Genomic DNA, 25,734 nt, shown 5'->3' with positions numbered 1-25,734 from the left:
TCAGCTCCCTGCCTTCTGCGCGAGCGTCTCGGACGTCACGGTCTCGGACTTCTGCACGGCCTCGTCGCCAAGGCCCCACCGGTCCAGGACCTTGCGGTACGAGCCGTCGGCGATCGCCGAGTTGACCGCCGCCGTGATGGCGTCGGCGAGCCCGTTGCCGCGCTTCGTGGTCGCCGCGACGAGCGTCTCCTTGGGCCATCCTGCGTTGACCTTGCCGACCACCTTGAGGTCATCCCGGGTCGCCGCCCGGTACACGACCGAGGGGTAGGGCGCGAGGTTGAGGTCGATCCGCGCCGAGGAGAGCGCGAGGATCGTGTCCGCCTCCGAGGCGTAATAGTGCAGCTCGGCGGGTGCCTTGCCGCGCGATTCGAGGTCCTTGTTCCACGCGAGGAGGATCTTCTCCTGGTTCGTCCCCGAGCCGACGGCGACCTTCCTGCCGGAGATGTCGTCGGCGCCATTGACGGTGAACGTGGCGCTCTTCTTCGCCTCGAAGCCCATGAACGCGGCACGGTAGGTCGAGAAGTCGAAGAGCTTCGCCCGGTCCGCATTGATCCCGACGTTCGAGAACACTGCCTCGTACGCGCCTGACTGCGTCTTGAGCGGCCAGTTCTCCCATGAGGTCTGCTGGAGGTCGAGCTCGAGGCCGAGCTTGTCCGCGACGAGCTGCGCGATGTCGATCTCGGAGCCGATGATGGTGCGGTTGTCGGTCGCCTGGAAGCTCAGGGGGATCGAGCCGGCCGTCGTCGCAACCGTGAGCTTCCCGTCCGCGCCGATCGCGGCGGGGACCTTGGCTGCGGCCGCAGGGTCCTTCTGCGCTCGGATCCGGTTCTGCTCGGGGGCGAGGTTGTAGTGGACGCCGTTCGACGGCGTCGCGGACGCGCTGCCGCCCGCGGCCTGCGCGCCGGGGTCGGCGCATCCGGCGAGCGCGAGAAGGACGACGGCGGCGGGCCCGGCGAGCGTCTTCCAGAATGCCAGCGCGGCGAACGTGCGTCGGGGCGTGCTCGCCTGGGTGCGAGGCGGGGTGTGGGTGGGTGCGGGAGTCAACGGAAAACCTCTCGGGGATAGGACGGCAAGAATCGGCCACCTCTTGACGAACGAGTGGCCACTGCTTGCCAAGCTGGCCGTCAGATCTGGAAGGTGGGTTCGATGAACCTGGAGAGGAACGCGCGCGTGCGGTCCTCGCGGGGTGCCCCGAAGATCTGGGCGGGCGTCCCCTCTTCGACGATCACGCCGTCGTCCATGAACACGACGCGGTCGGCGACGTCGCGCGCGAAGCCCAGCTCGTGCGTCACGACGATGAGCGTGGTCCCGGACGAGGCGAGGTCGCGGATGACGTCCAGGACCTCCGAGACGAGCTCGGGATCGAGGGCGGACGTGGGCTCGTCGAACAGCACGACCTTCGGATCGAGGGCGAGGGCGCGTGCGATCGCGACGCGCTGCTGCTGCCCGCCGGAAAGCTGGCGTGGGTAGGCCTGCGAGCGCTCGACGAGGCCCACGCGGCCGAGCAGCTCGAGCGCCCGCTTCCGGGCCTCGATCTTGGGCCTGCGCTGAGCGTAGACCAGCGCTTCTGCGATGTTCTCGAGCGCGGTGAGGTGCGGGAAGAGGTTGAACGCCTGGAACACGAAGCCGATCTCGGACCGCTGCTTGAGTACCTCGTGCTCGCGGAGCTCGTGCAGCTTCCCCCGGGACGGGCGGTAGCCCACGACCTCGCCGTCGACGGCGACGTACCCGCCGTCGACCCTCTCGAGGTGATTGATCGTCCGGAGGAGCGTCGACTTCCCCGAGCCGGAGGGTCCCAGGACGACGACGACCTCGCCCGGCTGAACTGTGAGCGAGACGCCCTTGAGGACTTCGTGGGTTCCGAAGGACTTGCGGACGTCGACGATCTCGACGAGCCCGCGCGTCATCGGATCCCCTTGGCGTGCACCGAGAAGAACGCCCGCGCCCGCTGCAGCGGCGTCGGCGGGAGCGTCCGCACGGCGCCCTTCGAGAAGTGGCGCTCGATGTAGTACTGGGCGACGCTCAGCACGGACGTGATGACGACATACCAGACCGTCGCGACGAGCAGGAGCGGGAGGACCTGCTGGGTGCGGTTGTAGATGACCTGCACGGTGTAGAACAGCTCCGAGTACGCGAGGACATACACGATCGACGTGCCCTTCACGAGCCCGATGATCTCGTTGAACGCCGTCGGGAGGATCGCCCGCATGGCCTGCGGGAGAACGATCCGGGTCGAACGCCGCCACGCCGGAATGCCGAGGGCGGCCGCGGCTTCGAGCTGACCGTGGTCCACGGAGAGGATCCCGCCACGGATGATCTCCGCGGAGTACGCGGCCTGGTTGAGCGTGAGGCCGAGGACCGCGGCCGCGAACTGGCTGATGAGCGTCGTGGTAGGCGCCTCGAAGAACCGCACGTCCGTGAACGGGATGCCGAGGCTGATCTTCTCGTACAGGTAGCCGAGGTTGTACCAGAGCAGGAGCTGGACGAGGAGCGGAGTCGAGCGGAAGATCCACGAGAACGTCCACGCGACACCTACGAGGAGCGGCGACGACGAGAGCCGCATGAGCGCGAGGACGAAGCCGAGGAGGAATCCGAGCGTCCCCGCGACCACGGTGAGCTTGAGCGTCTCGGCGAGGCCCGTGAGCACGGACTGGGCCGTGAACCACTGGGCGACGACGCCCCACTCCCAGCGGGGGTTCGTCGCGAGGCTCCAGATGATGGCGGCCGTCACGAGGGCGACGACGGCGGTGCCCGCCCAGCGCCACGGGTGGCGGGCGGGGACGACGGCGTAGGACGCGTAGTCGGGCCGTCCGGCGGCTCGCGGCCACGCTGGCACAACGGCGCCGGCGGTCGATGATGCGGCGGACATGGGAGCTCTCTTTCGGCGAGTGGGCGGGCGGGAGTGGTCCTCAATCTAGGAGTGCCTCTGGGGCCTCTCAACGCACCCGTTGCGCGGCGTCACCCAAAGACGTGAAGCGTCACGTTCAGAAATACGACGTCATGGTGACCCTGTGCGACGGGCCGTGACGGCGTGTGGCAGGGCGGTGGAAGACCCGGAGGCGGAGGCCTACCGTGGCTGCTCAACGGCCCGCGCGGGTCGGCCGTGAGAGGGGGACCGTCGTGCAGCCAGCTGTTCTCGCCGTCGTCGGGGGAGGGCCCCGCGCCGCCATGCTCCTCGAACGGCTGGCCGCGAACCTCCCGGCGTCGGGCACCCTCGAGATCCACGTCGTCGAGCCCCACGCCCCTGGATCTGGGCGCATCTGGCGGCAGCATCAATCCCCGCTCCTCGCTCTCAACTCTCGCGCGGCTGATGTCACGGCGTTCACCGATGCGTCCGTCGACTGCGAGGGGCCCGTCGTCGACGGTCCGAGCCTCGTCGAGTGGGCCGCCGCCGTGAGCGGGCCCGGCACCTTCCTTGCGGACGACGCCGAGCTGCGGCGCGCGCTCGACGCCGCCCCCGAGCTCGCAGCCGAGGCGCGGGGCCTCGCGGCAGACTCGTTCCCGACGCGCCGCCTCCAGGGGCTGTACCTCGAGTGGTTCTTCCGCCGGGCTGTCGCTGCGCTGGGGCGCGCGGGAGTTCCGGTCACCGTGCACCGTGACACGGCGGTGCAGGTCGAGGCTCGGCCGGGTCGTGGCAGGCCGGCGCGCGTGCACCTCGCCTCGGGGCACTCGCTCGCGGCAGACGCCGTCGTCCTCGCCCTCGGGCACACGGATGCGGTGCCGTCGCCGTCGTCGTCCGCTCTTGCCGACTTTGCGCTCCGGCACGGTACTGCCTACGTCCCGCCGGACTACACGACCGACGCCGACCTCACCGGCCTCGCACCGGGAGCCGATGTGATCGTCTCAGGCCTCGGCCTCGCGTTCGTCGACCTCATGGTGCTGCTGTTCGAGGGGCGCGGAGGGCGCTTCGTGCCCGACCACGCTGCGGGTCCCGAGGAGGGAGCGCTGACGTACGTGCGGTCGGGCCGCGAGCCGCGCCTCCTAGCCGGATCACGGCGCGGCGTGCCCTACCATTCGAAGGCGCGCGGACCTCTGCGCGGGGACGAGCCCGGGCCTCAGCGGTTCCTCACGGAGCAGGCCGTCGCGCCGCTGCTTGCGCGCCGCGGCGAGATCGATTTCGTGGGCGAGCTGTGGCCGCTCATCGCGAAGGACGTCGAGTACGCGTACTACCGCGAGCTGTTCACGGGCTACCCCGAGCGGGCGAGGGTTCCCTGGGCCGAGTTCTCGGCCCGGTTCGGGGTCGCGGCCCGATCCTCTCGAGCCGCGCTCGACGCCCTCGTCCGCTCCGCCGTCCCCGTCGCCGCGGACCGCCTCGACCTCGCGCGCCTCGACCGGCCCCTCGAGGGCCTCTCGGGAGCGGCAGCGGAGGTGCACGACGCCGTCGTACGCCACGTCCGCGAGGACCTGCGGCTGCGCGACTCGGGGGACCGCACCGAGACGCTGGGTCTGTTCCTCGGCCTCCTGCGTGCCTACATGGATCTCGGTCGGCTCGTGCCACTTGATCGGCTCTCGCCGGAATCGCGCGAGATCGTGTGCGGGTGGTGGCACGGCTTCTTCAGCTTCGTGGACTCCGGCCCCCCGCCTCGGCGGCTTCGCGAACTCCTCGCCCTCGAACGGGCTGGCCTCGTGCAGTTCCTCGGGCCAGACCTGCGGGTCGAGGCGGACGAGTCGACGGGCATGTTCCGGGCACGCGCCGCGGGCGGCGCCGTGGCCGCGGAAGCGAGCGCGTTCGTCGAGGCCCGCCTTCCCGGGCCCGCTCTCGCGGGATCGGCCAACCCCGTGCTGCGCTCTCTCGCCGCCGACGGCCTCGCGCGCGCGGACCTGGCCGGTCGCCTCCGTACCGGCGACGACGCCCGGGTCCTCGGCACCGCTTCCGGCTGGCTCTTCGCCGTTGGGGCGGGGACGACGGGCTGGGGGGCCGGCGCCTTCGCACGCCCCCAGAGCAATGCCGCGCCGTTCCGGGAGACCGACGCGCTCGCGCGGCGCGTCCTTGCCCAGCTCACGTCCGAACCCCTCGGCCGGATCGAATCCGCCGTCGCCCTCGTGCACAGCCTCGCGGGCTGACCCTCCCGAAAGGACCCCCTGTGACCAGCCCGTCCACGCAAGCCGCCCAGTCGCCGTCGGCCGCCCACACGATCCTGCCGCTGCGGCTCGGCGATCCCCGCGTCGCGCCCTTGCTCTCGGGCCTCCTCGAGGAGTACACGGCTCGCTACGGCGACCGGTACGGCGGGGCGACGAACGAGCTCGCACGCTTCCCGGCCGAGGACTTCGCCCCGCCGCACGGGGCGTTCCTCATGGTGCGCGAGGCGGGGACATCGGTCGCGGGTGGGGCCTTCAGGCGCTTCGATGCGCGGACCGCGGAGCTCAAGCGGATCTGGACGCACCCCGAACATCGGCGTCGCGGCCTCGCCCGCGTGGTTCTCGGCGCGCTCGAGGCCGAGGCCGCGAAGCGCGGCTACTCCCGCCTCTACCTCACGACGGGCCCGCGGCAGCCCGAGGCCGTCGCCTTGTACCTCGCGGCGGGGTACACGCCGCTCTTCGACCTCGACGCGGATCCCGAGGAACTCGGTCACCTCGCGTTCGAGAAGCACCTGGGCTGAGGCAGCGCGAGCGGCTCTGCCGGTCTGACCTCCTCGGCTTCCGCGCCAAGTTGCCCACGTTCCGCGCCGGGCTCCCCGCCTTCGGCGCCGGACTCCCCGCCTTCCGCGCCGGACTCCCCGCCTTCGGCGCCGGGTTCCCCAGCTTCTAGGGCACGGCCGACGACGACGCCGCGCCCTTCCGCGGAATACCGGGGACGCACGCGAGACTCAGCTCAGACAACGACACAGAAATCGGGGAACCCGGCGGAAGAACTGGGGAACCCGGCGCCGACGTGACGCGCGAAACGCCGCGCCCCCACCGGTTGGAGAATCCACCAGTCGGGGGCGCGGCGTGTGAGGGGTGCTACACCGCTGTGAGCCGGCTGGCCGGACGCCCCAGGCCGTAGTGCTCGCGCAGCGTCGTGCCGGTGTACTCCTCGCGGAACAGGCCACGGGCCTGAAGCAGCGGCACCACGTGGTCAACGAACTCGTCGAGCCCTGAGGGGAGCGCGGCCGGCATGATGTTGAACCCGTCTGCGGCCCCCGCGACGAACCACGATTCGATCGCGTCGGCGACCTGCTCGGGCGTGCCGGCGAACGTCCGGTGGCCGCGGCCCCCGCCGAGGCGCCCGATGAGCTCGCGCACCGTGAGCCGTTCGCGCCTGGCCAACTCCACGATGAGCGTGTAGCGGCTCTTGGCGCCCTCGATCTCGTCCTCGTCCGGGAGATCGGCAGGCAGCTCCCGGTCGAGCGGGAGTTCCTCGGGCGCCACGCCAAGGGTCCGAGCAAGCTCGATCCGCGCGTACTCCGGCCGGATGAGCTCGTCGAGCTCGCGCTCGCGGCGCAGCGCCTCGGCCTCGGTCCCGCCGAGCACCGGGACGATGCCCGGCAGGATCTTGATCGAGTCTGGATCGCGCCCTGCGGCCACGGTCCGAGCCTTCAGATCCTCGTAGAACGCCTGTGCTTCTTCAAGGGTCTGCTGCGCCGTGAACACGGCCTCGGCATAGCGCGCCGCGAGATCCTTGCCGTCCTCCGAGGATCCCGCCTGGACGATGACCGGGTGGGCCTGCGGAGAGCGAGGGATGTCGAGCGGGCCACGCACCGAGAAGTGCGGTCCGGAATGGTCGACGGCGTGAACCCGCCCCTCGTCCGCCCACACCCCGGCCGCCTTGTCGGCGAGGATCGCGTCGTCGTCCCACGAGTCCCACAGCTTGAAGGCGACATCGAGGAACTCGGCGGCGCGCTCGTACCGGTAGCGGTGAAGGGGCTGGTCGTCGAGGCCGAAGTTCCGCGCGGCGTCGGCCCCCGCCGTCGTCACGACGTTCCACCCGGCGCGGCCCCCGGAAAGGTGGTCGATTGACGCGAAGCGCCGCGCGAGGTTGTAGGGCGAGTTGTAGCTTGTCGATGCCGTCGCAATGAGCCCGATTCGCTCGGTGGCTGCCGCGAGCGCGGCGAGCAGTACGGTCGGCTCGACGGCGCTCACGGGCCGCCGCTCGACCGATCCCCACAGCACGGGGGAGTCTGCGAAGAACACGGAGTCGAGCTTGCCGCGCTCAGCGGTCTGCGCGAGCCGCGTGAAGTGCGCGAGGCTTGTCCCAGCGTGGGGATCGCTCTCGGGGAGCCGCCACGACGCCTCGTGGTGGCCCGTGCTCATGAGGAACGCGTTCAGATGAAGTTTGCGGGCCACGGTCATGCCCCCGCCTGGGTGGAGGCAACCGCCGAGTAGTGCGACGAGTCGCCCTCGATCGCCTGGCTGCGGCTGCCGTCGACTGCTACGGGGATGTCGCCCGCGATCGTGACGCGGTTGAGGCGCCGGGGCTGGTCGTCGTAGTTCGACGGCGCGTAATGCTGGGTGATCCGGTTGTCGAACAGGACGAGCTGGTTCGGCTCCCAGTTGACCCGGACGATGTTCTCGGGCCGCGTGATGTAGGCCTGCAGGAGGCGCAGGATGTCCTTCGACTCGGTGTTCGAGAGGCCAACGATCCGGAGCCGCTGCGCGAAGCCCCCGATGAACAGCCCGCGTTCCCCAGTCAGCGGGTGCACACGGACCACGGGATGCGCGGTCTGGTACTTGACGCGCGTGAAGATCTTGCGGCGGTCCTCGGCGCCCTCGTGCTCGAGATTCTTCGGCACGGCGTAGTCGTAGTCGTTCGTGTGGATCGCCCAGAGCGTGTCCGCGAAGTTCCGAAGCTCGGCGGGCAGGTCCTGGTATGCGCCGGCCGACGATGCGATGAGCGTCTCGCCCCCGTAGCGGGGGACCACGATGCTGCGCAGCGTCGAGGCCTGCGGGGGGTTCAGCACGAACGTGACGTCGGTGTGCCACGTGTTCGCGGACCCGTCCTCGCTGTCCACGGGCAGCACGTTCTCGGCGCCGGTGACCGACGCGACCGTCGGGTGCGCCTTCGTGAGCGGTCCGAAGCGGGACGCGAAGCGCACCTGCTGCTCGTCGGTGCGGATGTTGGCCTCGCGGAATACGAGGGCCTTGTGCCGGTTGAGGGCCTCGCGGATCTGGGCGACAACGTCGTCCGAGAGGTCCTGGCTCAGGTCCAGGCCGCGGATTTCGGCGCCGATGCGGGAGCCGAGCTTCGTGAATTCGAGGCGGGTGTCGATGGCGGCAGTCATGTCGGGGTCCTTTGCGTGATTGAGGCGGCGAGGGTGGGCAGGGTGGTGGAGCGGTGGGCTAGGCGCGGACCTCGACCCGCCACCGCGAGAAGTGGCGTTCGAGGGCGACGAGGAGCGAGTTCACGGCAAGCCCGAGGAGCGAGACGGTGAGGATTCCGGCGTACATGTCTGGGATGAGGAAGCTCGACTGCGCGTTGACGATCAGGTAGCCGAGCCCGGCCTTCGCCCCGACCATCTCCGCCGCGATGAGGACCAGGATCGAGGCCGTGCCCGCCATCCGGATTCCCGTGAAGATCGTGGGCACGGCCGAGGGCAGGATCACCTTGCGGAAGAGCGCGAGGTTCGAGAGCCCGAGCGAGCGCGCGGCCCTCACGAGCAGCGGATCCACCGTCCGCACGCCCGCGATCGTGTTGAGCAGCACCGGAAAAAACGCCGCGTACGCGACGATCGTGATCTTCGATTCCTCGCCGATCCCGAGCAGGAGCGTGAACACGGGGAGCAGCGCGAGCGCCGCGGTGTTGCGGAAGACCTCGAGCAGCGGCGTGATGAACGTGTTGACCGGGCGGTACCACGCGATGAGCAGGCCCGCGGCGACCCCGAGGACGACGGCGACGCCGAACCCAGCGACCGACCGCGTGAGGCTCGAGGCGAGGTGCCCCTCGAGCGCGCCGCTCGCGAGCAGCTTCCACGTTGCGATGAGCACCTCGTGCAGCGGCGGAAGGAACACCCGGGTCGACGGCGGCACGAGCCACAGCGGCCCGGCCTCCCACACAGCGAGGAAGACGACGATCGCCGCGGACTTCCAGAGGGCGGATCGGACGACGGCGCCGGCCCGCCGGAGCGCGCGGCCCGCCTCCCGGCGGTGGGTCGCCGCGGCCTGATCGGTCGAAGCCTGCCCGGCGTCTTGTTGGGCAGCGGCCGTGGCCGCCTCGAGGGCTCGCGGAGTGGACGCGACGCGAGAGCTAGCGAGCACTGACATTGACGAGGTTCCTTTCGTGCTGGTCGTTCACGGCGGCGGCCGGCTCGTCGGGAGCGGAGCCGTCGGGAAGGATCTTCCGGTGGCCGGCCTCCTGAGCGCGGCGGACCTCGTCGTGCAGGAGGTCCCACACCCGGTGGCGATATTCGACGAAGGCGGGGTGCGAGCGGATGTCGGCCTCGTCGTCGTACGCCAGGAGGTCCACGTCGACGATCGCCTTGAGCCGCCCGGGCCGGGAGCTCAGGACGGCGACGCGCTGGCCGAGGTAGACGGCCTCCTCGATGCCGTGGGTGATGAAGACGATCGTCTTGCCCGTCGTCCGCCAGATCTTGAGCAGTTCGCCTTGGAGCTGTTCGCGGGTCTGCGCGTCGAGCGCGGCGAACGGTTCGTCCATGAGGAGGATGTCCGGCTCGTAGGCGAGGCTCCGGGCGATCGCCACGCGCTGCTTCATGCCGCCCGAGAGCTCGTGCGGGTAGCGGTCCTCGAAGCCGGCGAGGCCCACGAGCCCGAGGTAGTGCCTGGCCTTCTCGGCGCGTTCGCGGCGGCTCAGACCCGTTCCTTCGAGCCCGATCGAGACGTTCTGCGAGGCCGTGCGCCACGGGAAGAGCGCGTACTGCTGGAACACGACCGCACGATCCGGTCCCGGTCCCGTGACGGGGCGGCCGTTGACGAGGACCTCGCCGGACGTGGGTTTCGTGAGCCCCGCCAGCAGGTCCAGCAGCGTGGTCTTGCCGGAGCCGCTCGGCCCGACCAGCGTGAGGAACTCGCCCTCACGGACGTCGAGCGTGAGGCTTTCGAGCGCAGTCAGGGTTCCGCCGCGCACCGAGAAATGCTGGCTGACGTCCCGGAGGCTGATTTTCGGGGTCATGTCTCACCCTTTCGCGAGGGAATTGAATTCGTTGGTGTAGTACTTGGCCGGCGTGATGGGGCTGCTCAGAATGCCCGTCTCGCGGAGCCACGAATCCCAGCGGGAGAAATCGGCGTCGGAGACGATTCCCGCGTTCGGCACGCCGACGCTCTTCCAGTACTGGAGGTTCGCGGTGCTCTCGCCGCGATTGCGCTTCTGGATGATCTCCGTGAAGCGCTGGATCACCTGGTCGCGTGGAGTCGTGCGCTCCCATTCGATGGCCTTCGCGACGCCGGTCGTGAACGTGCGCACGGTATCCGGGTTCTGGGCGAGGAAATCGCTCCGGAACACGTATTGGCCGCCCGCAAAGGCCCCGAACAGTCCATAGTCGCTGAAGAGCGAGCGCAGGCCGCCAGCCGCGATGGCGTGGTCCTGGAGGGGCCCGCTCAGCGAGCCGACGTCCACCTGGCCGCGGCGAACAGCCTCCTCCGTGTCATTCGGCGGGAGGACCACGAGCTGCACCTGCTTGATATCGTCCGGCGTCAGCCCGTTCTTCTCGAGCCAGGTGTCGATGACCGCTTCCGAATGGGCCCCGAGCGTATTGACCGCGATTTTCTTGCCGATGAGATCGCGCGCATTGTGGATCGAGCTCTCGTTCTTGACGTAGAAGCCCGAGAAGGTCTTCTCATCCTCGCCGTAGTAATTCACCACGGCTTTTACGGGCGCCCCCGCCTCGACGAGTTTGACGACGGCGCCGGCGAACGCTCCGCCGAAATCCGTCTGGCCTGTCGCGGCCGACTGGATGTCCTGCGGGCCGCTCGTGGTGTTCCCGACCCATTTGAGCTTGACGTCGCCGAGGAATCCGAGATCCTCGGCCAGCTCGGGCAGGGTGACATTGTTCGCGGAGCCTTGGTACCGGAGTTCGGTGACTTGATGCCCGCCGCCCGAGGCTGCGGCCGGGCCTGAGCAGGCCGAGACGGCGAGGGCGATGACGACGGCGGTGGCCGCGCCCGCGATGGACGTGATGCTTTTCATGGGGCTTTCCTAGGGGTTCTGCGGCGCACGAAGGCAGCCGTGTGGAGCGCGCGTCGAAGTGGCCGATGGGCAGTCCGCGCGCAGCGTGAAAGAGGTAGTTCGAGGTAGGGGGTGTGGGTTCGAGAAGGGCGGGCCGAGGCCGCCGCGCCCGGACGTGAGGCGCCTCCGACCGGGGCGGCGGGCTCGGCGCGCTACAGGGCGGTGAAGGCTACTTCGCCCAGTAGACGTGGTTGGTCAGGGGACGGAAGCTCTCCGGATCCGAGACGCTCACTGCCTCGCCGATCAGGATCACGTGGTCCCCTGCGTCCACCCGCTGCCAGAGGCGACACTCGATGCGCGGGACGTCGTCGGCCACGATCGGCGAGCCCAGCGCGCCGGGCTCCCAGGCCAGTCCCGCAAACTTGTCCGTTCCCCTCGCTACGAAGCGCTGCACGAGACCGCGGTCCGACTCGGACAGGATGTGCACGGCGAAGTTGTCGGTCGAGTTCCAGACATCGAAGGACGAGGACCGCTTGTCCACGGCCCACGAAACGAGCGCGGGCTCGAGGCTCACGGAGGTGAACGAGTTGCTCACGAGTCCCGCGACAGTGCCCGCGTGGTCCGTGGTGATGACCGAGATGCCGGTGGCCCAGTGCCCCATGGCGCGGCGGAGCTCCGCCCCGTCGACGGTGTTCTGCACAGTTGTCACGGTCATCGGCTGTCCCTCGGCATTCCCCACCGGACGCCCTTGACGGGCGCCGTACTTGCCGCGGATGGCCACCGCGGCCGGATCCTCATCTGGGGCACCCCGCTACGGGAGAGGGTTGCCGCCCGGCCAGCCAGAGCTTTCCGCCGGGACTCTTGATCCTGGACTCGACCTTAGGCGCCGCCCCGACGGCTGGTCGAGGGCGCCCGTAACACCGCAACGCGGCGTCGCGGACGCCCGTTGATGACCGTGCGTGACGCCGTGTTGCGGCGCTCAGTCCCCGATCTCGACGTCGACGCGCGTGGAGACGTCGTCCGCGCCGGTGTCGTCCTTGATGGCCTGGCGGGCCCGTTCGGCGGACTCATCCGCCGAACGCCGGGCGTCGTCGTGGCCCGACTCGGACGGATCGTCGTCCTTGCGCGCGTTCTGCGCGGACAGCGTGAGGCCGAGCTCCTGCTCGATCCGCTGGATGAGGGCCTTCGTCTGGGCCGAGAGATCGCGCCGAGTGCCGCCGAGGATCACGAATTGGAGCGCGACGGCCGTCGTCCTGCAGCCCGAGCACGCGACGTTGAGGGCGAGGGAGCGGTTATTGGCCTGGACGGCCGCAGCCTTGGGGCCCGTGATGATCTGGACTGACACCGCGGTCGACGAACACCCCGCGCAGCTCGACCAGGCGGTCGCGACGTTGTCTCCGATGGCTGCGGCGCGGCCTGCGAGCGTGACGGTCTGGAGGGTCGTCGCGGTCCCCGAGCACCCGTCGCATCCGCTCGTGGCGACGGCGGTCGCCACCGCCTTGCCTCCTTCGGGGCGGAGGACGGCCTCGGACCGTGCTGCGTCCGTGACGAGGGGGCGGGCGGAGGTGGGGATCGCCGAGGATGCTGCGTCGAGCGACGAGGAGGCCCTCGAATCGTCGGACGGTCCGCGGCCTTCGGCGGAGGCCGACGCGGGAATGGCCGCCGCAAGCGTCGCGGCGGCGAGGGCTGCCAGGAGAACGGCCGAGATCTTGTGCTGGGGGCGACGAGCCATGCCGCCACATCCTTCCGGGGCTAGCGATGGATGAGGACCCGGTCCGCGTGGGCCTTCGCGGCATGCGGTCCGGGAAGGCCGAGGTCGTCGGCCGAGTTTCCCCCGATGGCGGCCTCGAGCCGTCGCGAGGGCGCGAGGCCCATTTCGTCGCGGAGCCTGCGGCGGAAGTCCTCGAGGGTTCGATGGGCTCCCGCCGCGTTCCCGGCGCGGAGCTGGCCCCGGATCACGAGCGCGTGGGCGGACTCCCGGAGCGGTTCGATGGCGGCCGCGTGCATGGCGGCGGCAATCGCGGCGTGCGGATCGTTCTGGGCGAGGCACTGCTGGGCGATCGACTCGAGGGCGGCAATGCGCAGCTCGCGCAGCCGCTCCTGCTCGAAGATGACCCAGTCGTCGTACCAGCCCGGGAGGAGCTCGGCCGAGTAGAGGCGCTCGGCGTGCCGCGCGTCGACCGCGTTGCCCGCGCGGGCCTCCTCCGCGGTTCGGCGGACGCTGTCGAGGTCGACGACGACGCCGGCTGAGAGGGAGACGGGCTCTGAGGCGTCGCCCAGGAGGCCGGGGAGCTGATGGCGGACTTTGAACACGGTGGCCCGGAGACTTCCCGAGGCCTGCTGATCCGTGCTCTCGGGCCAGAGGAGACCCGCGAGGAACGAGCGGGGCTTGGGGCCCAAGAGGGCGAGTGCCGTGATGAGGCGCTGCTGGCGGGCTCCGACAGGGACGGTGGTCCCGTTGCGGAGGAGTTGCCAGCATCCCAAGAGGCGTAATTCCCATTCCATGGGCGGTGACCCTCCATCGAGAAGCGAGAGCCCGCGGGAAATTCGTCTTGTGAGCGATTCTCCCCGCAGATGCACGCCAGCTGAACGTCTACAAGCATGACGATGGGGAGATAATCCAGTCAATGGATTTTCTCAACTTGACCAGATCTTTGGGCTTACCGCGAGTGCACTCCCGAGATTGTGACTGCGGCTGTAACACGGGGCAGTCACCGCAGGGCGGCGTCACACGGGCTAGTTCTCGTTCGAGCCCGCGTCTGCAGTTCGACCCGCGAGCCACGAGCGCACAATGTCGAGTGCCGCGGCGGGGTCGGAGGTGAGCGTCAGCTCGGACGGTTCCCATGCGCCGTCGGACGTGAGGACCCGAATTCGCGGACCGTCCTCCGGCTCGGGTCCGTTCCATACGCGAAGCACGAGGGTGCCGAGCTCCTCGAGACCCGCCTCATGCGGCTCGGAATCTGCGTCGGGCGCCGAATGCTGTGCCATCTTCTCCTCTGTCGTGGCGCGGTGGGGCCAAAGCTGGCGGGTGCACGGAAGTACCCCCACTTATGAGAGGCAGTCTAGGCGGGGAAGTGACGCGTGGTGCGGGATTGAGTCCGTGAGCCGTCCGTATGGCAAGCTTCCGGGTCCGTTCACCCGGCGGAAACCTCGACGTTGACAGGTGGTCAGGACAAAGGTTTGGGATGGAATGTCGGCGTCATTCCCGGGGGAGCGAGGCGCCACATGCCGCCAGAGACGTCCCAGGCAGAGAACCTGCCCGCGTACCAGGAGACCTCCATGAAGCTCAGATTCGCCCTCGGGGCTGCCGCCGCTGTGACCGCGACCGCCCTCGCGCTCACGGGTTGCGCCCAGAGCAGCACGACCGCCGCCAACGCCGGAGACACCGGCGCCAAGACCGTCAAGGTCTTCATCAGCGGCGACACCAACATCCAGAACCTCTGGGAGAAGGACCTCGGCCCGGCCTTCGAGAAGGCCAACCCCGGCTACAAGGTCCAGGTCACGATCGACCTCCACGGCGAGCACGACGCTCAGACGCTCGCGAAGCTCTCGAGCTCGATCGAGCAGAAGAAGGCGCCCGATTTCGACCTCGTCGACGGCGGATTCGTCGCGAAGGCGTCCGCCGCCAACCTCCTCGCAGCGGTCGACGCGACGAAGATCTCCGCCCTCGGAAGCGTCCCGGCGGACGTCGTGAAGGCCGGCGGAACGGGCGGCATCCCGTACCGCGGCTCGTCCGTGCTGCTCGCCTACGACACGAAGGCCGTGGCCACGCCGCCGAAGACGCTCGACGAGCTCCTCGCCTGGATCAAGGCGAACCCGGGCAAGTTCACGTACAACTCGCCCAAGTCGGGCGGCTCGGGCGGCGCGTTCGTCGCGACCGTCCTCGACAAGTACGTTCCCGCGGACGCGCGCCAGAAGATGACTGTCGGCTACGAGAAGGACCTCGAGTCCACGTGGGACCAGGGCTTCGCCGAGCTCAAGGGCCTCACCCCGTACGTGTACCAGAAGGGCGTCTACCCGAACGGCAACCAGCAGACGCTCACGCTCCTCGCGAGCGGGCAGATCTCGATGGCCCCGGTCTGGTCCGATCAGTTCACGACCGGCGTCGCGAACGGCTCGATCCCGTCGACCGTCAAGGCCGTCCAGATCTCCAACCCCTCGTTCACGGGCGGCGCCGCGTACCTCGGCATCCCGGCGAACACGCCGAACATGGACGCCGCGGTCAAGCTCGCCAACTTCGTGCTCGAGCCCGCGCAGCAGGCGATGATCGTCAAGGACATCTCGGGCTACCCGGCCATCTCGCTCGACAAGCTCCCGGCCGAGCTCAAGGAGAAGTTCGCGAACGCGGACACGAACAACCTCCGCAAGGGGTACTTCGACCAGATGTCCAAGGACATCAACAACCTGTGGGACCAGAAGGTCCCGGGCCAGTGACGACCGGCCTCCACACCGGGAGCGGGGCGCCTGCGCGCCCCGCTCCCGCGGCCTCGGGGCCGGTGCAGCCTGACGCGCCGGGCCGCCGTCGTCCTGCGGGAGGCTCGGCGCGCGCGGGACAGGCCCGGGGGTTCGTCATGGCGCTCCCGCCGATCCTGATCATCGCGCTCTTCATCGGCGTCCCGATCGTGCTCGCGTTCGGCTTCAGTCTCGGCTTCACAGGCGGCCTCAACCACACGATCGCCCTCATCGGCCAGAACGTGCACGAGGCCCAGGGCCTCCCGACGTTCGGTGCCTACGGCGACATGTTCGCGGACCGGCGCTTCCTCGGTGACCTCATCGTGACTGTCGTCGTGACGCTCGTGAGCACCGCCGTCGTCGTCCTCCTCGCCGTGGCGATCGGCCTGTATCTCAAGTTCGCGGACGGGGTCATCGCGAAGGCGCTGTCCGCGCTCGCGGTCGTGCCGCTCTTCATCCCCGTCGTCATCGCCTCGTGGGCGATCCTCGGCTTCTACTCCGCGGACGGCTTCCTCCGAAGCGTCGCCGCGCAGTTCGGCGTCGACTTCCCCGTGTGGTCGTTCACGATGGTCACCGTGATCATCGGCTCGGTGTGGACGTCGCTCCCGTTCGCGACGCTCCTCGTGACCTCGGGCCTCCAAGCGGTTCCGCGGGCCATGATCGACGCGGCGCGCGACGCCGGAGCCTCCTTCGCGAGGGTCGTCGCCTCCGTGGTCATCCCCATGGCGGGGGTCCCGATTGTCATCGCGACGACGTTCACGGCCATCGGCATCCTCGGCTCGTTCACCGTGCCGTACTTCACGGGGCCGAACTCGCCGAACATGCTCGGCGTCGACATGTCGAACTACTTCTCGGCGTTCAACCAGCCCCAGCAGGCCGTGGTCATGGCGTTCGTCGTGTTCGCGATCGCGTCCGGGATCGCGGCGGTGTACGTGTGGGCGAACTTCCGCTCGGCCAAGGAAAACGCCGGAAAGCAGGCCGTCCGATGACCGCCGTATCGCGAAAAGTCCTCGCCCGCGCGCTCGCGGCGGTCTTCGCCGTCGCGCTCGCGGTGTTCATCATCGGGCCGCTTGCATGGCTTGCCGTGCGCGCGTTCGCGGACAGCTGGACGTACCCGAACCTCCTCCCGGACGGCTGGACCCTCCACTGGTGGGAGGTCGTGTTCCGCGACCGGAGCCTCGGGATCGCGGTGCAGAACTCGCTGTTCTTCGCGCCGCTCACGGTGCTCGTCTCGGCGCTCGTGTGCCTCCCCGCAGCGTACGCGTTCGCGCGGTTCGAGTTCCCCGGCCGACGGTTCTTCCTCATCGGGCTCTTCGCGGCGAACGCCTTCCCGAAGATGGGCCTGTTCGTCTCCCTCGCGGCGCTCTTCTACGCGTTCAACCTCATGAACTCGATCCTCGGCATCCTCATCGTGCATGTGCTCGGGACGGTCGTGTTCATGACGTGGATCCCGGCCGCGGCGTTCGCGGCCGTGCCGCGGAGCCTCGAGGAGGCCGCCCGGGACGCGGGGGCGTCGAAGCTGCGGGTCTTCTTCAGCGTGACGCTGCCCATGGCCCTCCCGGGCATCCTCGTGGCCGCGATCATGAGCTTCCTCGCGTCCTTCGACGAGGCGCAGGGCACGTATCTCGTGGGCGCGCCGGACTACATGACGATGCCGACCCAGATGTACAGCCTCGTGCTCAACTATCCGACCCAGGTGGCCGCGGTGTTCTCGATCCTGCTCGCCATCCCCTCCGTCGCGCTGCTCCTCGCCGCGCACAAGCACATCGTCGGCGGCCAGCTCGCCGAAGGCTTCCAGATCAAGTAGAGGCGCCATGACCAGCAATCCCACCCTCTCCCGCGCGGCGTCGCACGCCGCCGACAGCGCTACCGCCCCGGCGTCCGACGGCGCCGCCTCCGACGGCGCGCCCCGCACCGGCGGCGCGCCCCGCACCGGCGGCCTCGACATCAAGGGCCTGACCAAGGTCCTCGGCGGGCGGACCATCATCGACAGCCTCGACATGGCCGTCCGTCCGGGCGAGCTCGTCTCGCTGCTTGGCCCGTCCGGCTGCGGCAAGACGACGACGCTCCGCATGATCGCGGGCTTCCTTACCCCGGACTCGGGCTCGATCATGGTGGGCGGCCGCGAGGTCGTGCACCTCGGCCCCGAGCAGCGGCCCAGCGCGATGGTGTTCCAGAACTATGCGCTCTGGCCGCACATGACGGTCGCGAAGAACGTCGCGTTCCCGCTGAGGCTGCGCAATCGCCCAAGACTGTCCAAGGCCGTGATCGCCGAACGCGTCGACGCCGCCCTCGCCCTCGTGAACCTCCTGCACCACAAGGATTCGCGACCCGCCCGCATCTCCGGCGGCGAGCAGCAGCGCACGGCGCTCGCCCGCGCGCTCGTGCAGGAGCCCCAGTTGCTGCTCCTCGACGAGCCCCTGTCCAACCTCGACGCGAAGCTGCGCGTCAAGGTCCGCGAGGACATCCGCGAGATCCAGCAGCGCCTCGGCATCACGACCCTCATCGTCACGCACGATCAGGAGGAGGCCATGTCGATGTCGGACCGCATCGCCGTCATGAACCAGGGCCGGATCGAGCAGTTCAGCACCCCCGCCGAGCTGTACAGCGCCCCCGCGACCGAGTTCGTCGCGACGTTCGTCGGGAGCCTCAACCGCGTCGAAGGGCGCATCGAGGAGGGGCGGATCGTAGCCGGCGGCGGGGTGCTCGGGATCCGGCCGGAGGACGTGGCGTTCGTTGAGGACGGCGACTCTGGCAGCTCCGCGGACGCCGGGCTCCCCGCGACCGTCGAGCGCGTGGTCCCGCGTGGCCATTTCGCCGAGCTCACGGTGCGCCGCGAGGACGCCGTGCTGCGCAGCTTCGCGACCGGTGCGCCGCCCGCGGTCGGGGCCCGGGGCCGGGCGCACATCGCGAAATGGCTCGAGTTCGAGGACGGCAAGCTCGTCCGGAAGGGAAGCGCGTGAACACGGCCCCCGCGGAGATCGCCGGCACCGCGTCCGATCAGGGCGCCAGGACGGCTCGCCCTCTGGCCACGGCGCACCGTCAGCTCACGGCGCACCGTGGAGACGTCGAGCGCTTCCGCGAGAACACGCTCGACGCCGTGCAGGCCGCCATCGAGGCGGGCGCCGACTTCGTCGAGATCGACGTCCACGTCACGCGGGACGGTCACGTCGTGCTCCTCCACGACCGCACGCTCGAGCGCCTGTGGGGACTCAACCGGCTCGTCTCGGAGATCGAGTGGGCCGAGGTCGCGGCCCTCGGCGGCGGAACCGAGCGCATCCCGCTCCTCTCGGACGCCCTCGCGCTCGTGGCCGAAACGCCATCGACCCTGCTCATCGACGTCGAGGATCCGGAGTGCGCGGAACCCGCAGCCGCCGTCGTCCGCGCTTTCGGGCCTGCGGCCCGCGTCGCGTGGTGCGGCGATCTCGACGCGATGCGCACGGTGCGTGCGCTCGACGGCGACGCGAGCGTGTGGCTCCCGTGGAACCGCCGTGACCTCCCGCCTGCCGGGCTCCTCGCGGAGCTGCGCCCCGACGTCGTCAACTCCGAGTACCCCGTGCTGAGCCGCGAGCTCATCGACGCGGCGCACGCCGAGGGCCTCCGCGTCGCGTGCTGGACGGTCGACGACGAGGACGCCATGCGCTGGGTCCTCGCCCTCGGCGCGGACGCCGTGACGACGAACCGCCTGAGCGCCCTGCGCAGGGTCGTGGCCGAGGGCCCGGACGCGTGGTCGGCCGCACCTCGGCCGGCGCGGATCGCGAGCGACGAGCTCGCAGCGGCCATCGTCGTCGCCCACGAGCTCGCCCATTGGGCGGTCGAGTACACGCGCGGCGCGGAGATCGGAATCGTTGGCGCGAAGGCGCACGCGGCCGATCACGTCACGGCCGTGGACCTCGCCGTCGAGCGTCGCGTCCGCGAGGTCATCGCCGAGCGCTTCCCCGGTCATCTTGTGGTGGGGGAGGAGCTGGGCGGCGCCGCGCGGCCGGGCGTCCCGACGTGGTACGTCGATCCTGTGGACGGCACGGCGAACCTCGCGAACGGCGTGCCGTGGACGGCGTTCTCCCTCGCCCTTGCTGTGGACCGCGAGCCGTTCGTCGCCGTCGTCGGCGATGTGTGGCGCGGGCAGGTGTTCGCGGCGGTCGCGGGCCTCGGGGCGGAGGTCGACGGGCGGCGCCTTGACCTCCGGGCCGGGGCCGGCGATGTGCCCGACGGCATCACGGGCACCGTCGTCGGCACGGAGCTCCTGGCGTACGAGCCGTGGCCCGGCCTCGACGCGTTCGTCGAGGGGCTGCGCGGGCTCTTCTGCACGATGCGGATCATGGGGTCGAGCACGCTCACCCTCGCGGGGGTCGCAGCCGGACGCGGCGCGGGCAGCGTGATCGAGCGCTTCAGCCCGATCGATCACCTCGCGGCCGTCCTCATCGTGCGCGAGGCGGGCGGCGTCCTGCTCGACGACGCGGGGAACGCGACGCTGTGGCCCGACGGCGGGATCCTCGCGGCGCGGCCCGAGGCCGCGGCCGAGCTGTACGAGGTGTGGTCGGCGGCGCGAGGCGCTGCGCAGGGCGATGCGCGGGACGCACTGGGTGTGGGCTGAGCCCCCGCGCGACGGGAGTCTGTCCTCGGAGGTTCAGACGTGGAGCCGGCGCACGCGCTTCGAGCTTGTGCGCCGGCTCCCGCTCCGCTTCCCGACGCACCATCCGCAGGGTATGGCGTTCTCGGGCGGGAGGATCTTCCTTTCGACCGTGGAGCTCTTCGAGCGCCCGGTGCCGGTGCCGGAGTCAGGCCCGGATATGGCCTTCCCGGCCGACCCAGCCCTGCGCACGGAGGGCCGCGGCCGCGGGCACGTCCTCGTCATCGACCCAGACGGCACCCTCGTCGCGGACGTTCCCGTGGGCGACGGCGACGCCTATCACCCGGGCGGGATCGACGTCGCCGGGGGAGTCCTGTGGGTCCCGGTGGCCGAGTACCGGGCCGAGAGCCGCAGCATCGTCTACACGCTCGACCTGGGCACCCTCGAGCCGACGGCGCGTTTCACCGTCGCCGACCATGTCTCATGGCTTGCCGCGGATTCCACCGCAGGCGAGCTCTACGGTGCGAGCTGGGGCTCGAGGCGCTTCTATCGCTGGCGCCTCGACGGCCTGGCGGTCAAGGACGGCGGCCGCGAACCCGAGGCATGGGGCAACCCGAGCGCGTTCGTCGACTTCCAGGATGCGCAGTACGACGGCGCGGGGCGGCTCATCGCCGCGGGCGTCGCCGAGCTGCCCGACGCCCGGGGCGACGTCTTCGAGCTCGGGGGCATCGCCGTCGTCGACCTCGTGGAGCGCCGACTCGCGGCAGAGGTGCCGGTGCCGGCGTTCAGCGCGGCGGGCCACACGATCACGCGCAACCCGTTCGTGCTCACGCGCAGCGGCGGTGAGACGCTCCTGCACGTGGCCCCCGACGACGGCGACGAGCCCGCGGGCACCGAGCAGCTCACGTATCGGGTACGACACGATTCCCGGCCTGACCCGCGGCCGGGACGCCTGACGGCGCTCGCGTAGCATCGCGCTTCGGACCTATGGGTGTTCGCAACCTCAGTGGAGATCCGAGGGCGGGAATCAGGGCAGACCGCGGGTACTGACGGACGTCCTGAAGGACCACGGAGATCGCGGATCCTGCGGCCTCTCCGTACTTTCCCTTGGCGCTACAGTGCAAGAGTGCGCGTCTCTTCACGCGCCTGACATGAGCTCACAAGGGGGAGTAATGCGAAAGGTCAGTAGAACGTTCCTTGCGGCAGGGGTCGCCGCGGCCTTGGTTCTTTCCAGCGCGGCCGCGGCGAACGCAATCAACCGGGTCGACTGCTCGAGCTACGAATACCTGTGGCTCCAATCAGGACAGACCACCTGCTGGGCCAACGCGGGCTACGTAGACGTGTACCTTGCTGATGTCCAGGGGCTCTCCGCGGGGAACAATGCCGGGTACATCAAGTTCAGCTCGGGAGGCTGGCAGACGTTCTACCACTGGAGGACTGCTGCCTTTCCGCGTCAGGCAGTCGGCCTGGTCGCTATCTACTGACCGGCCGTCGAGATCCTCTGTTGAACGTGCGAACGTTGGGTTTCTCCTGGCTCGCTGGGATCGTGGTGCTCTGTCTGGCGTTCGGGTGTGCATCCTGCGCTCCGGCACGCGATGAGTCCGTAGCCGCGGCGGAACCCTCACTGGGTACAGTTTTCACGGTGTCGCGACCGGAACAGGTCACCCGTCCGATCGACCGGTATCTCCCGTCGGCGGACCAATACGAGCAGCTCTATGCGGTGTTCACCGCGGCGGCGAATTCGTGCTTCGCCAGAAATGGAGCGAAAGGGACCATCACGGTCGCTGAGCCTGAAAAATTGCGGGCCGGTCTCCGCGGCGAGATCGCGGACCGCGTTGTGCGCTCGGAGCTTTGGGGGTTCTTCGATGTCCAGCGTGCGCCCGCCCTTGGATACAAGGGGCCTCCCGACGTGCCCGGAGGTATGTTCTTCCAACCTCCGCAGGGCGGCACTCCAGATACCACTGAATCGTGCTTCAAGGAGGGGGAATCTGCCCTCGGGGGTCATTTTTGGGGGGCGTTTGCTGGAAAGGGGCTCCTTCCGGACCGCGGTCCCAAGGTGCCCGCGCAGGATTCGCGGTATGTGACGGCCGTAGCCGCGTGGCGGGCCTGCATGAAGGACCGCGGCTTCGGCTATGACGATCCGCGTGCCGCTATCGGAGATCCACGGTGGCGAGGAGTTGGGGTGGCTGATTCGACCGAGATCGCGGCGGCGGTAGCGGACGTCCAGTGCAAGATCTCAACAAATCTCGTCGGGATCGGGGCTGCCCTTCAGACGGCGTACGACCAGGAGTACATCGCCAAGCATCGCGCGGCCCTGGACGCGTTCGCGGCGGATTGGGACGGCTATCTTCGCCGTGCGAAATGACTATTCCCGAGGGGCAGGAGATGGTCCTTCCACGTGAGGAAGGGTTCCGCTCGTTGAGCCGCACGGTGCGAAGGCAGCGGGCGCTGCTCGCAGTGGCCGTGGCCGCCGCGGTGCTGGCCGTGGGTGGGCTCGTGGCGTCATGGTCCGTCAAGTCTCCCGCCCAGTTGGCGTCGGAGCTGTCCCCGCCGCCACCGAGGGTCCTCACGGCGGAGGTCCGCAGCATGCCGCTCGCGCAGACCGTCGCCGTCCGGGCCATCGTCGAGGCGCCCGCCACGTTCAAGGTCCGATCGCTGACAGCGGGGTCGTCGGGGCGGCGGGTGGTGACCGGCAGGCCCCTGTCGAAGGGGGCGGGCGTTGAATCTGGGCAGGTCGTGCTGGAGATCTCGGGACGGCCACTCTTCGCCATGACCGGGGAGGTGCCCGCGTACCGCGATCTCGGACGCGGGATCGAGGGGCAGGATGTCCGGCAATTGCAGAAGGCCTTGGCAGCCACTGGCGATCTGTCCTCCGATTTGGTCACCGGGGTCTTCGACTGGAGGACGCAGAATGCCGTCGCACGGCTCTACGCGAGGGCCGGGTACACGACATCGGGCAGCGGAAACGCGACCATCGTTCCGCTGTCCGAGCTGTCCTTTGTCCCCATCCTGCCGGCCACTATCGCGAGCGTGCCCGCCGCGAGCGGCGCGCCGCTGGAAACGGACACGGACCCCCTCATCGAGCTGAATACCGGGGCGCTCATGGTCCAGGCGATGGTCCCTTCCGGCGAACAGGGTGGGATCAAGGCCGGTCAGAGGGTGCTCATCACCGACGACATCGCCGGCCGGCAGATGGACGGCGTCGTGAAGGAGGTCGGCGCGTTCACCTCCGGCGCCGGCCAGAACGCCCGGCCCGATCAGGGCGGGACCACGGGAGCCCAAGGCAACCTGGGAGGCGGGGGCACGGGAGCGGGCCTGAACCCCGGACAAGGGACAGGCGCCCGGACCGGATACCCGGTGCTCGTGGCCCCGGAGAAGCCGCTGGACCTCAGTTGGCTCGGGCTGAGCGTGAGAGCCCAGATCGTTGGGGCCGCCACTGACGGGCCGGTGCTCACGGTCCCCTCCTCCGCCGTCGTGAGCGAGGCATCCGGGGACACGTCCGTCGTCGTTCTTGCCGGCGACGGGACCCGCACCACGGTGAAGGTGCGCACCGGGATGATCAGCGAGGGACTCGTCGAGGTGACCCCGCACGAAGGCGGGACGCTCCACGCTGGGGACAGGGTCGTCACCGGATGATTCCCGGAAGGACATCGCAGTCGTCGGAGAAGGACCGTCTGGTGCCGGTCATCCAGACGCAGGGCCTTGCCAAGGTGCACGCCGGCCCGCCGCGGGTCCGGGCCCTCGGGCCCGTCGACCTGACGGTCTGGGCGGGCGAGTATCTGGCGGTGCTCGGCCCATCGGGGTCGGGGAAGTCCACGCTGCTTAGCCTCCTGGGCCTGCTCGACGTGCCCAGCGGAGGCGACTACCTGCTCGGCGGCGTGGACACGGGTGGGCTGGCCGAGCGTGAACGAACCGCCCTGCGCGGACGCCGGATCGGCTTCGTGTTCCAAGACTTCCAGCTCCTGAAGCACTACACGGCGTCCGAGAACGCGGCCCTCGGTCTGCTCTACACCCGCGCGCGGGCCAGCCAGCGCCTCTCCGCCGCGCAGGCCGCCCTGGATCGGGTGGGGCTCGGAGCGAAGGCCGACGCGCTGGCGTCGACCCTCTCCGGGGGCGAACAGCAGCGTGTGGCGATCGCCCGCGCCCTCGTCGGAGAACCCAGCATCCTGCTCTGCGACGAGCCGACGGGGAACCTCGACTCCGCCACCGCCTCTGCGGTCCTGGACCAGATTGACGAGTTGCACGCGCAGGGAGTCACGGTCATCGTGATCACCCACGACCAGGCGACAGCGGCGCGGGCCGAGCGGCGCGTCATCCTGCGCGACGGGCGGCTGTTCCCCGAAGCCAGCCCATGACAAGGAGGGCCACCCAGTGAGGTGGAAGAAGCCCTTGGTGCGCCCGCCCGTGGTGAGAACCCGGCTGGCCTGGCGCGACCTGCTGCCAGAGTCCCTGAACAGCCTCACAGTCCGGCCGGGACGCACTGTGATGACCATGTTGGGCACCCTTCTCGGTGTCGGGGCGTTCGTCGTCGTGCTTGGCCTCACCGGCATGGCCGCCGCGCAGATCACCGGTACCTTCTCGGTGCTCCGGGCCACCGAAGTCACCGTCGACGATGTCGGCCCAGCGAGCCTCGACGGCACCCTGGCCTCGTTCCCTGCCGACGCGGACCAGGTCGTCGGCAGCCTGCGTGGGGTCACCGCCGCAGGGGTGTCGTGGCCTCTACCTGGAGGGCCGGCCGATGTTACTACGACGCTCGACCCCCGCGTCATGCCACGGCAGCTCGGCGTCTACGCCGCCTCCCCCGGATACCTCGAGGCGCTCGGAGCCCACACCTCCTCCGGAACACTGTTCAATCGTTTCGACCAGGCCCGCGAGACTCGTGTCGCCGTCCTCGGCAAGGACGCTGCCGCGCAGCTCGGTGTGACCTCTGCCGCCCTGAGACCGACCGTGTTCCTTCACGGAGCCTCCTACACCGTGGTAGGGATTATCGACGACGTGAAACGACAGGCCGGAGCGCTGTCAGCAGTCTTCATCCCCGACACCACTGCGCGCGCAGCCCATGGTCAGCCCTCGTCCACCGGTGCCGCGGCCATGCTCGTGGCCACCGAGCTCGGGGCTGCCGATCAAGTGGCCCGCCAGCTGCCTGTGGCCTTGCGGCCGGACCGACCCGAGCTGCTCCGCGTCAACCCACCGCGCACCGACCGCGCAGTAGAGGAAAGCGTGTTCGCCGCGCTGAACCCCGTGTTCTTCTCGCTTTCCGCGCTCACGCTTCTGATCGGCGGGGTTGGCATCGCCAATACGACGCTCGTCGCAGTCGTCGAGCGCACTGGCGAGATCGGTCTGCGCCGCGCATTGGGCGCACGACCCCGCGACGTCTATGTGCAGTTCCTCGCCGAGGCAATCCTCGTCGGCACGCTCGGGGGACTTGTTGGAACGGCGCTGGCCGTGGCCGCCATTCTCTGTGTGGCCCTTCTTTTGCAATGGACCGCGATCCTCGACCCAGCCGTCACCCTCACTGCGCCCCTCATCGGGACCGTCACCGGTGCGCTCGCTGGTCTCTACCCCGCCATCCGCGCTGCCCGAGTCCCTCCTCTGGAAGCCCTGCACCGCTAGAAGCCAATGCGTTTCCGGCACGCAATCGCGGCTCCAAGGTCCATCCGGACCGTGGAGCCGC

Annotated in this window: 25 protein-coding genes and 1 riboswitch; of the genes, 13 read left to right on the top strand and 12 right to left on the bottom strand. The window is 69.8% G+C overall.

Features of this window, described 5'->3' with window-relative positions; all coding sequences use genetic code 11:
• The 3 genes from RBS12_RS17845 to RBS12_RS17835 all read right to left on the bottom strand — a co-directional run bounded on the left by RBS12_RS17845 (position 1) and on the right by RBS12_RS17835 (position 2,869).
• Complete coding sequence (locus RBS12_RS17845; RefSeq protein ID WP_307967530.1) at positions 1-975, bottom strand: ABC transporter substrate-binding protein; 975 nt, start codon at positions 973-975, stop codon at positions 1-3.
• Between the two features lie 149 nt (positions 976-1,124).
• Positions 1,125-1,907, bottom strand: a complete 783-nt coding sequence (locus RBS12_RS17840; RefSeq protein WP_307967501.1) for an amino acid ABC transporter ATP-binding protein — start codon at positions 1,905-1,907, stop codon at positions 1,125-1,127.
• A complete protein-coding gene (locus RBS12_RS17835) occupies positions 1,904-2,869 on the bottom strand; it encodes an amino acid ABC transporter permease (RefSeq protein WP_307967500.1) in 966 nt (321 codons plus the stop codon). Before RBS12_RS17835 ends, RBS12_RS17840 begins: the two co-directional genes overlap by 4 nt.
• A gap of 251 nt (positions 2,870-3,120) precedes the next feature.
• Between RBS12_RS17835 and RBS12_RS17830 the strand changes: the two genes are divergently transcribed.
• On the top strand, positions 3,121-5,064 hold the full coding sequence (locus RBS12_RS17830; RefSeq protein WP_307967499.1) for an FAD/NAD(P)-binding protein: 1,944 nt from the start codon (positions 3,121-3,123) through the stop codon (positions 5,062-5,064).
• A 20-nt stretch (positions 5,065-5,084) separates the two neighbouring features.
• Positions 5,085-5,600 carry a GNAT family N-acetyltransferase gene (locus tag RBS12_RS17825; protein ID WP_307967498.1) on the top strand — a complete coding sequence of 172 codons (516 nt, stop codon included), beginning with the start codon at positions 5,085-5,087 and terminating at the stop codon, positions 5,598-5,600.
• Between the two features lie 343 nt (positions 5,601-5,943).
• On the opposite strand, the gene RBS12_RS17820 is transcribed toward RBS12_RS17825, so the two are convergent.
• The 9 genes from RBS12_RS17820 to RBS12_RS17780 form a co-directional block, all read right to left on the bottom strand.
• Entirely contained in the window at positions 5,944-7,272 is a 1,329-nt protein-coding gene (locus tag RBS12_RS17820) for an LLM class flavin-dependent oxidoreductase (RefSeq protein ID WP_307967497.1), read from the bottom strand.
• Positions 7,269-8,201: a TauD/TfdA family dioxygenase gene (locus tag RBS12_RS17815; protein WP_307967496.1), complete on the bottom strand. Its 933-nt coding sequence runs from the start codon at positions 8,199-8,201 to the stop codon at positions 7,269-7,271. Before RBS12_RS17815 ends, RBS12_RS17820 begins: the two co-directional genes overlap by 4 nt.
• Before the next feature lie 58 nt (positions 8,202-8,259).
• Positions 8,260-9,180 (bottom strand): ABC transporter permease, encoded by a 921-nt coding sequence (locus tag RBS12_RS17810; protein ID WP_307967495.1) that lies wholly within the window; start codon positions 9,178-9,180, stop codon positions 8,260-8,262.
• Entirely contained in the window at positions 9,164-10,045 is an 882-nt protein-coding gene (locus tag RBS12_RS17805; RefSeq protein ID WP_307967494.1) for an ABC transporter ATP-binding protein, read from the bottom strand. Before RBS12_RS17805 ends, RBS12_RS17810 begins: the two co-directional genes overlap by 17 nt.
• 3 nt (positions 10,046-10,048) lie before the next feature.
• Positions 10,049-11,059: an ABC transporter substrate-binding protein gene (locus RBS12_RS17800; protein ID WP_307967493.1), complete on the bottom strand. Its 1,011-nt coding sequence runs from the start codon at positions 11,057-11,059 to the stop codon at positions 10,049-10,051.
• A 208-nt stretch (positions 11,060-11,267) separates the two neighbouring features.
• On the bottom strand, positions 11,268-11,753 hold the full coding sequence (locus RBS12_RS17795) for a flavin reductase family protein (RefSeq protein WP_307967492.1): 486 nt from the start codon (positions 11,751-11,753) through the stop codon (positions 11,268-11,270).
• Positions 11,754-11,793: 40 nt separating this feature from the next.
• A riboswitch (SAM riboswitch) is annotated at positions 11,794-11,905 on the bottom strand.
• A gap of 112 nt (positions 11,906-12,017) precedes the next feature.
• Positions 12,018-12,770 (bottom strand): hypothetical protein, encoded by a 753-nt coding sequence (locus RBS12_RS17790; protein ID WP_307967491.1) that lies wholly within the window; start codon positions 12,768-12,770, stop codon positions 12,018-12,020.
• Positions 12,771-12,790: 20 nt separating this feature from the next.
• Positions 12,791-13,543 (bottom strand): BTAD domain-containing putative transcriptional regulator, encoded by a 753-nt coding sequence (locus RBS12_RS17785; protein ID WP_307967490.1) that lies wholly within the window; start codon positions 13,541-13,543, stop codon positions 12,791-12,793.
• Between the two features lie 231 nt (positions 13,544-13,774).
• Entirely contained in the window at positions 13,775-14,026 is a 252-nt protein-coding gene (locus RBS12_RS17780) for a hypothetical protein (protein WP_307967489.1), read from the bottom strand.
• A gap of 291 nt (positions 14,027-14,317) precedes the next feature.
• Between RBS12_RS17780 and RBS12_RS17775 the strand changes: the two genes are divergently transcribed.
• The 11 genes from RBS12_RS17775 to RBS12_RS17725 all read left to right on the top strand — a co-directional run bounded on the left by RBS12_RS17775 (position 14,318) and on the right by RBS12_RS17725 (position 25,673).
• On the top strand, positions 14,318-15,472 hold the full coding sequence (locus RBS12_RS17775; RefSeq protein WP_307967488.1) for an extracellular solute-binding protein: 1,155 nt from the start codon (positions 14,318-14,320) through the stop codon (positions 15,470-15,472).
• The gene (locus RBS12_RS17770; protein WP_307967487.1) at positions 15,469-16,479 is read left to right on the top strand and encodes a sugar ABC transporter permease; all 1,011 of its coding nucleotides are present in this window, start codon (positions 15,469-15,471) and stop codon (positions 16,477-16,479) included. Before RBS12_RS17775 ends, RBS12_RS17770 begins: the two co-directional genes overlap by 4 nt.
• Positions 16,476-17,297, top strand: coding sequence for an ABC transporter permease subunit (locus RBS12_RS17765; protein ID WP_307967486.1), 822 nt, complete (start codon positions 16,476-16,478; stop codon positions 17,295-17,297). The genes RBS12_RS17770 and RBS12_RS17765 overlap by 4 nt, the downstream gene beginning before the upstream one ends.
• A gap of 7 nt (positions 17,298-17,304) precedes the next feature.
• Positions 17,305-18,453, top strand: coding sequence for an ABC transporter ATP-binding protein (locus tag RBS12_RS17760; RefSeq protein ID WP_307967485.1), 1,149 nt, complete (start codon positions 17,305-17,307; stop codon positions 18,451-18,453).
• Entirely contained in the window at positions 18,450-20,084 is a 1,635-nt protein-coding gene (locus RBS12_RS17755; RefSeq protein WP_307967484.1) for an inositol monophosphatase family protein, read from the top strand. The genes RBS12_RS17760 and RBS12_RS17755 overlap by 4 nt, the downstream gene beginning before the upstream one ends.
• Positions 20,056-21,030: a DUF6454 family protein gene (locus tag RBS12_RS17750; protein WP_307967483.1), complete on the top strand. Its 975-nt coding sequence runs from the start codon at positions 20,056-20,058 to the stop codon at positions 21,028-21,030. Before RBS12_RS17755 ends, RBS12_RS17750 begins: the two co-directional genes overlap by 29 nt.
• A 202-nt stretch (positions 21,031-21,232) precedes the next feature.
• Positions 21,233-21,544: a beta/gamma crystallin domain-containing protein gene (locus RBS12_RS17745; protein WP_307967482.1), complete on the top strand. Its 312-nt coding sequence runs from the start codon at positions 21,233-21,235 to the stop codon at positions 21,542-21,544.
• Positions 21,545-22,242: 698 nt separating this feature from the next.
• Positions 22,243-22,425 carry a hypothetical protein gene (locus tag RBS12_RS17740; RefSeq protein WP_307967481.1) on the top strand — a complete coding sequence of 61 codons (183 nt, stop codon included), beginning with the start codon at positions 22,243-22,245 and terminating at the stop codon, positions 22,423-22,425.
• A 20-nt stretch (positions 22,426-22,445) separates the two neighbouring features.
• Positions 22,446-23,696 (top strand): peptidoglycan-binding protein, encoded by a 1,251-nt coding sequence (locus tag RBS12_RS17735; protein WP_307967480.1) that lies wholly within the window; start codon positions 22,446-22,448, stop codon positions 23,694-23,696.
• Between the two features lie 41 nt (positions 23,697-23,737).
• Positions 23,738-24,415 carry an ABC transporter ATP-binding protein gene (locus RBS12_RS17730; protein ID WP_307967479.1) on the top strand — a complete coding sequence of 226 codons (678 nt, stop codon included), beginning with the start codon at positions 23,738-23,740 and terminating at the stop codon, positions 24,413-24,415.
• Between the two features lie 16 nt (positions 24,416-24,431).
• Complete coding sequence (locus RBS12_RS17725; protein WP_307967477.1) at positions 24,432-25,673, top strand: ABC transporter permease; 1,242 nt, start codon at positions 24,432-24,434, stop codon at positions 25,671-25,673.
• The last annotated feature ends 61 nt before the right edge of the window (positions 25,674-25,734 follow it).

Origin of the sequence: Sinomonas sp. ASV322, assembly GCF_030908245.1 — a bacterium.
GTDB lineage: Bacteria > Actinomycetota > Actinomycetes > Actinomycetales > Micrococcaceae > Sinomonas.
This window is presented reverse-complemented; position numbering and strand designations above follow the sequence as displayed.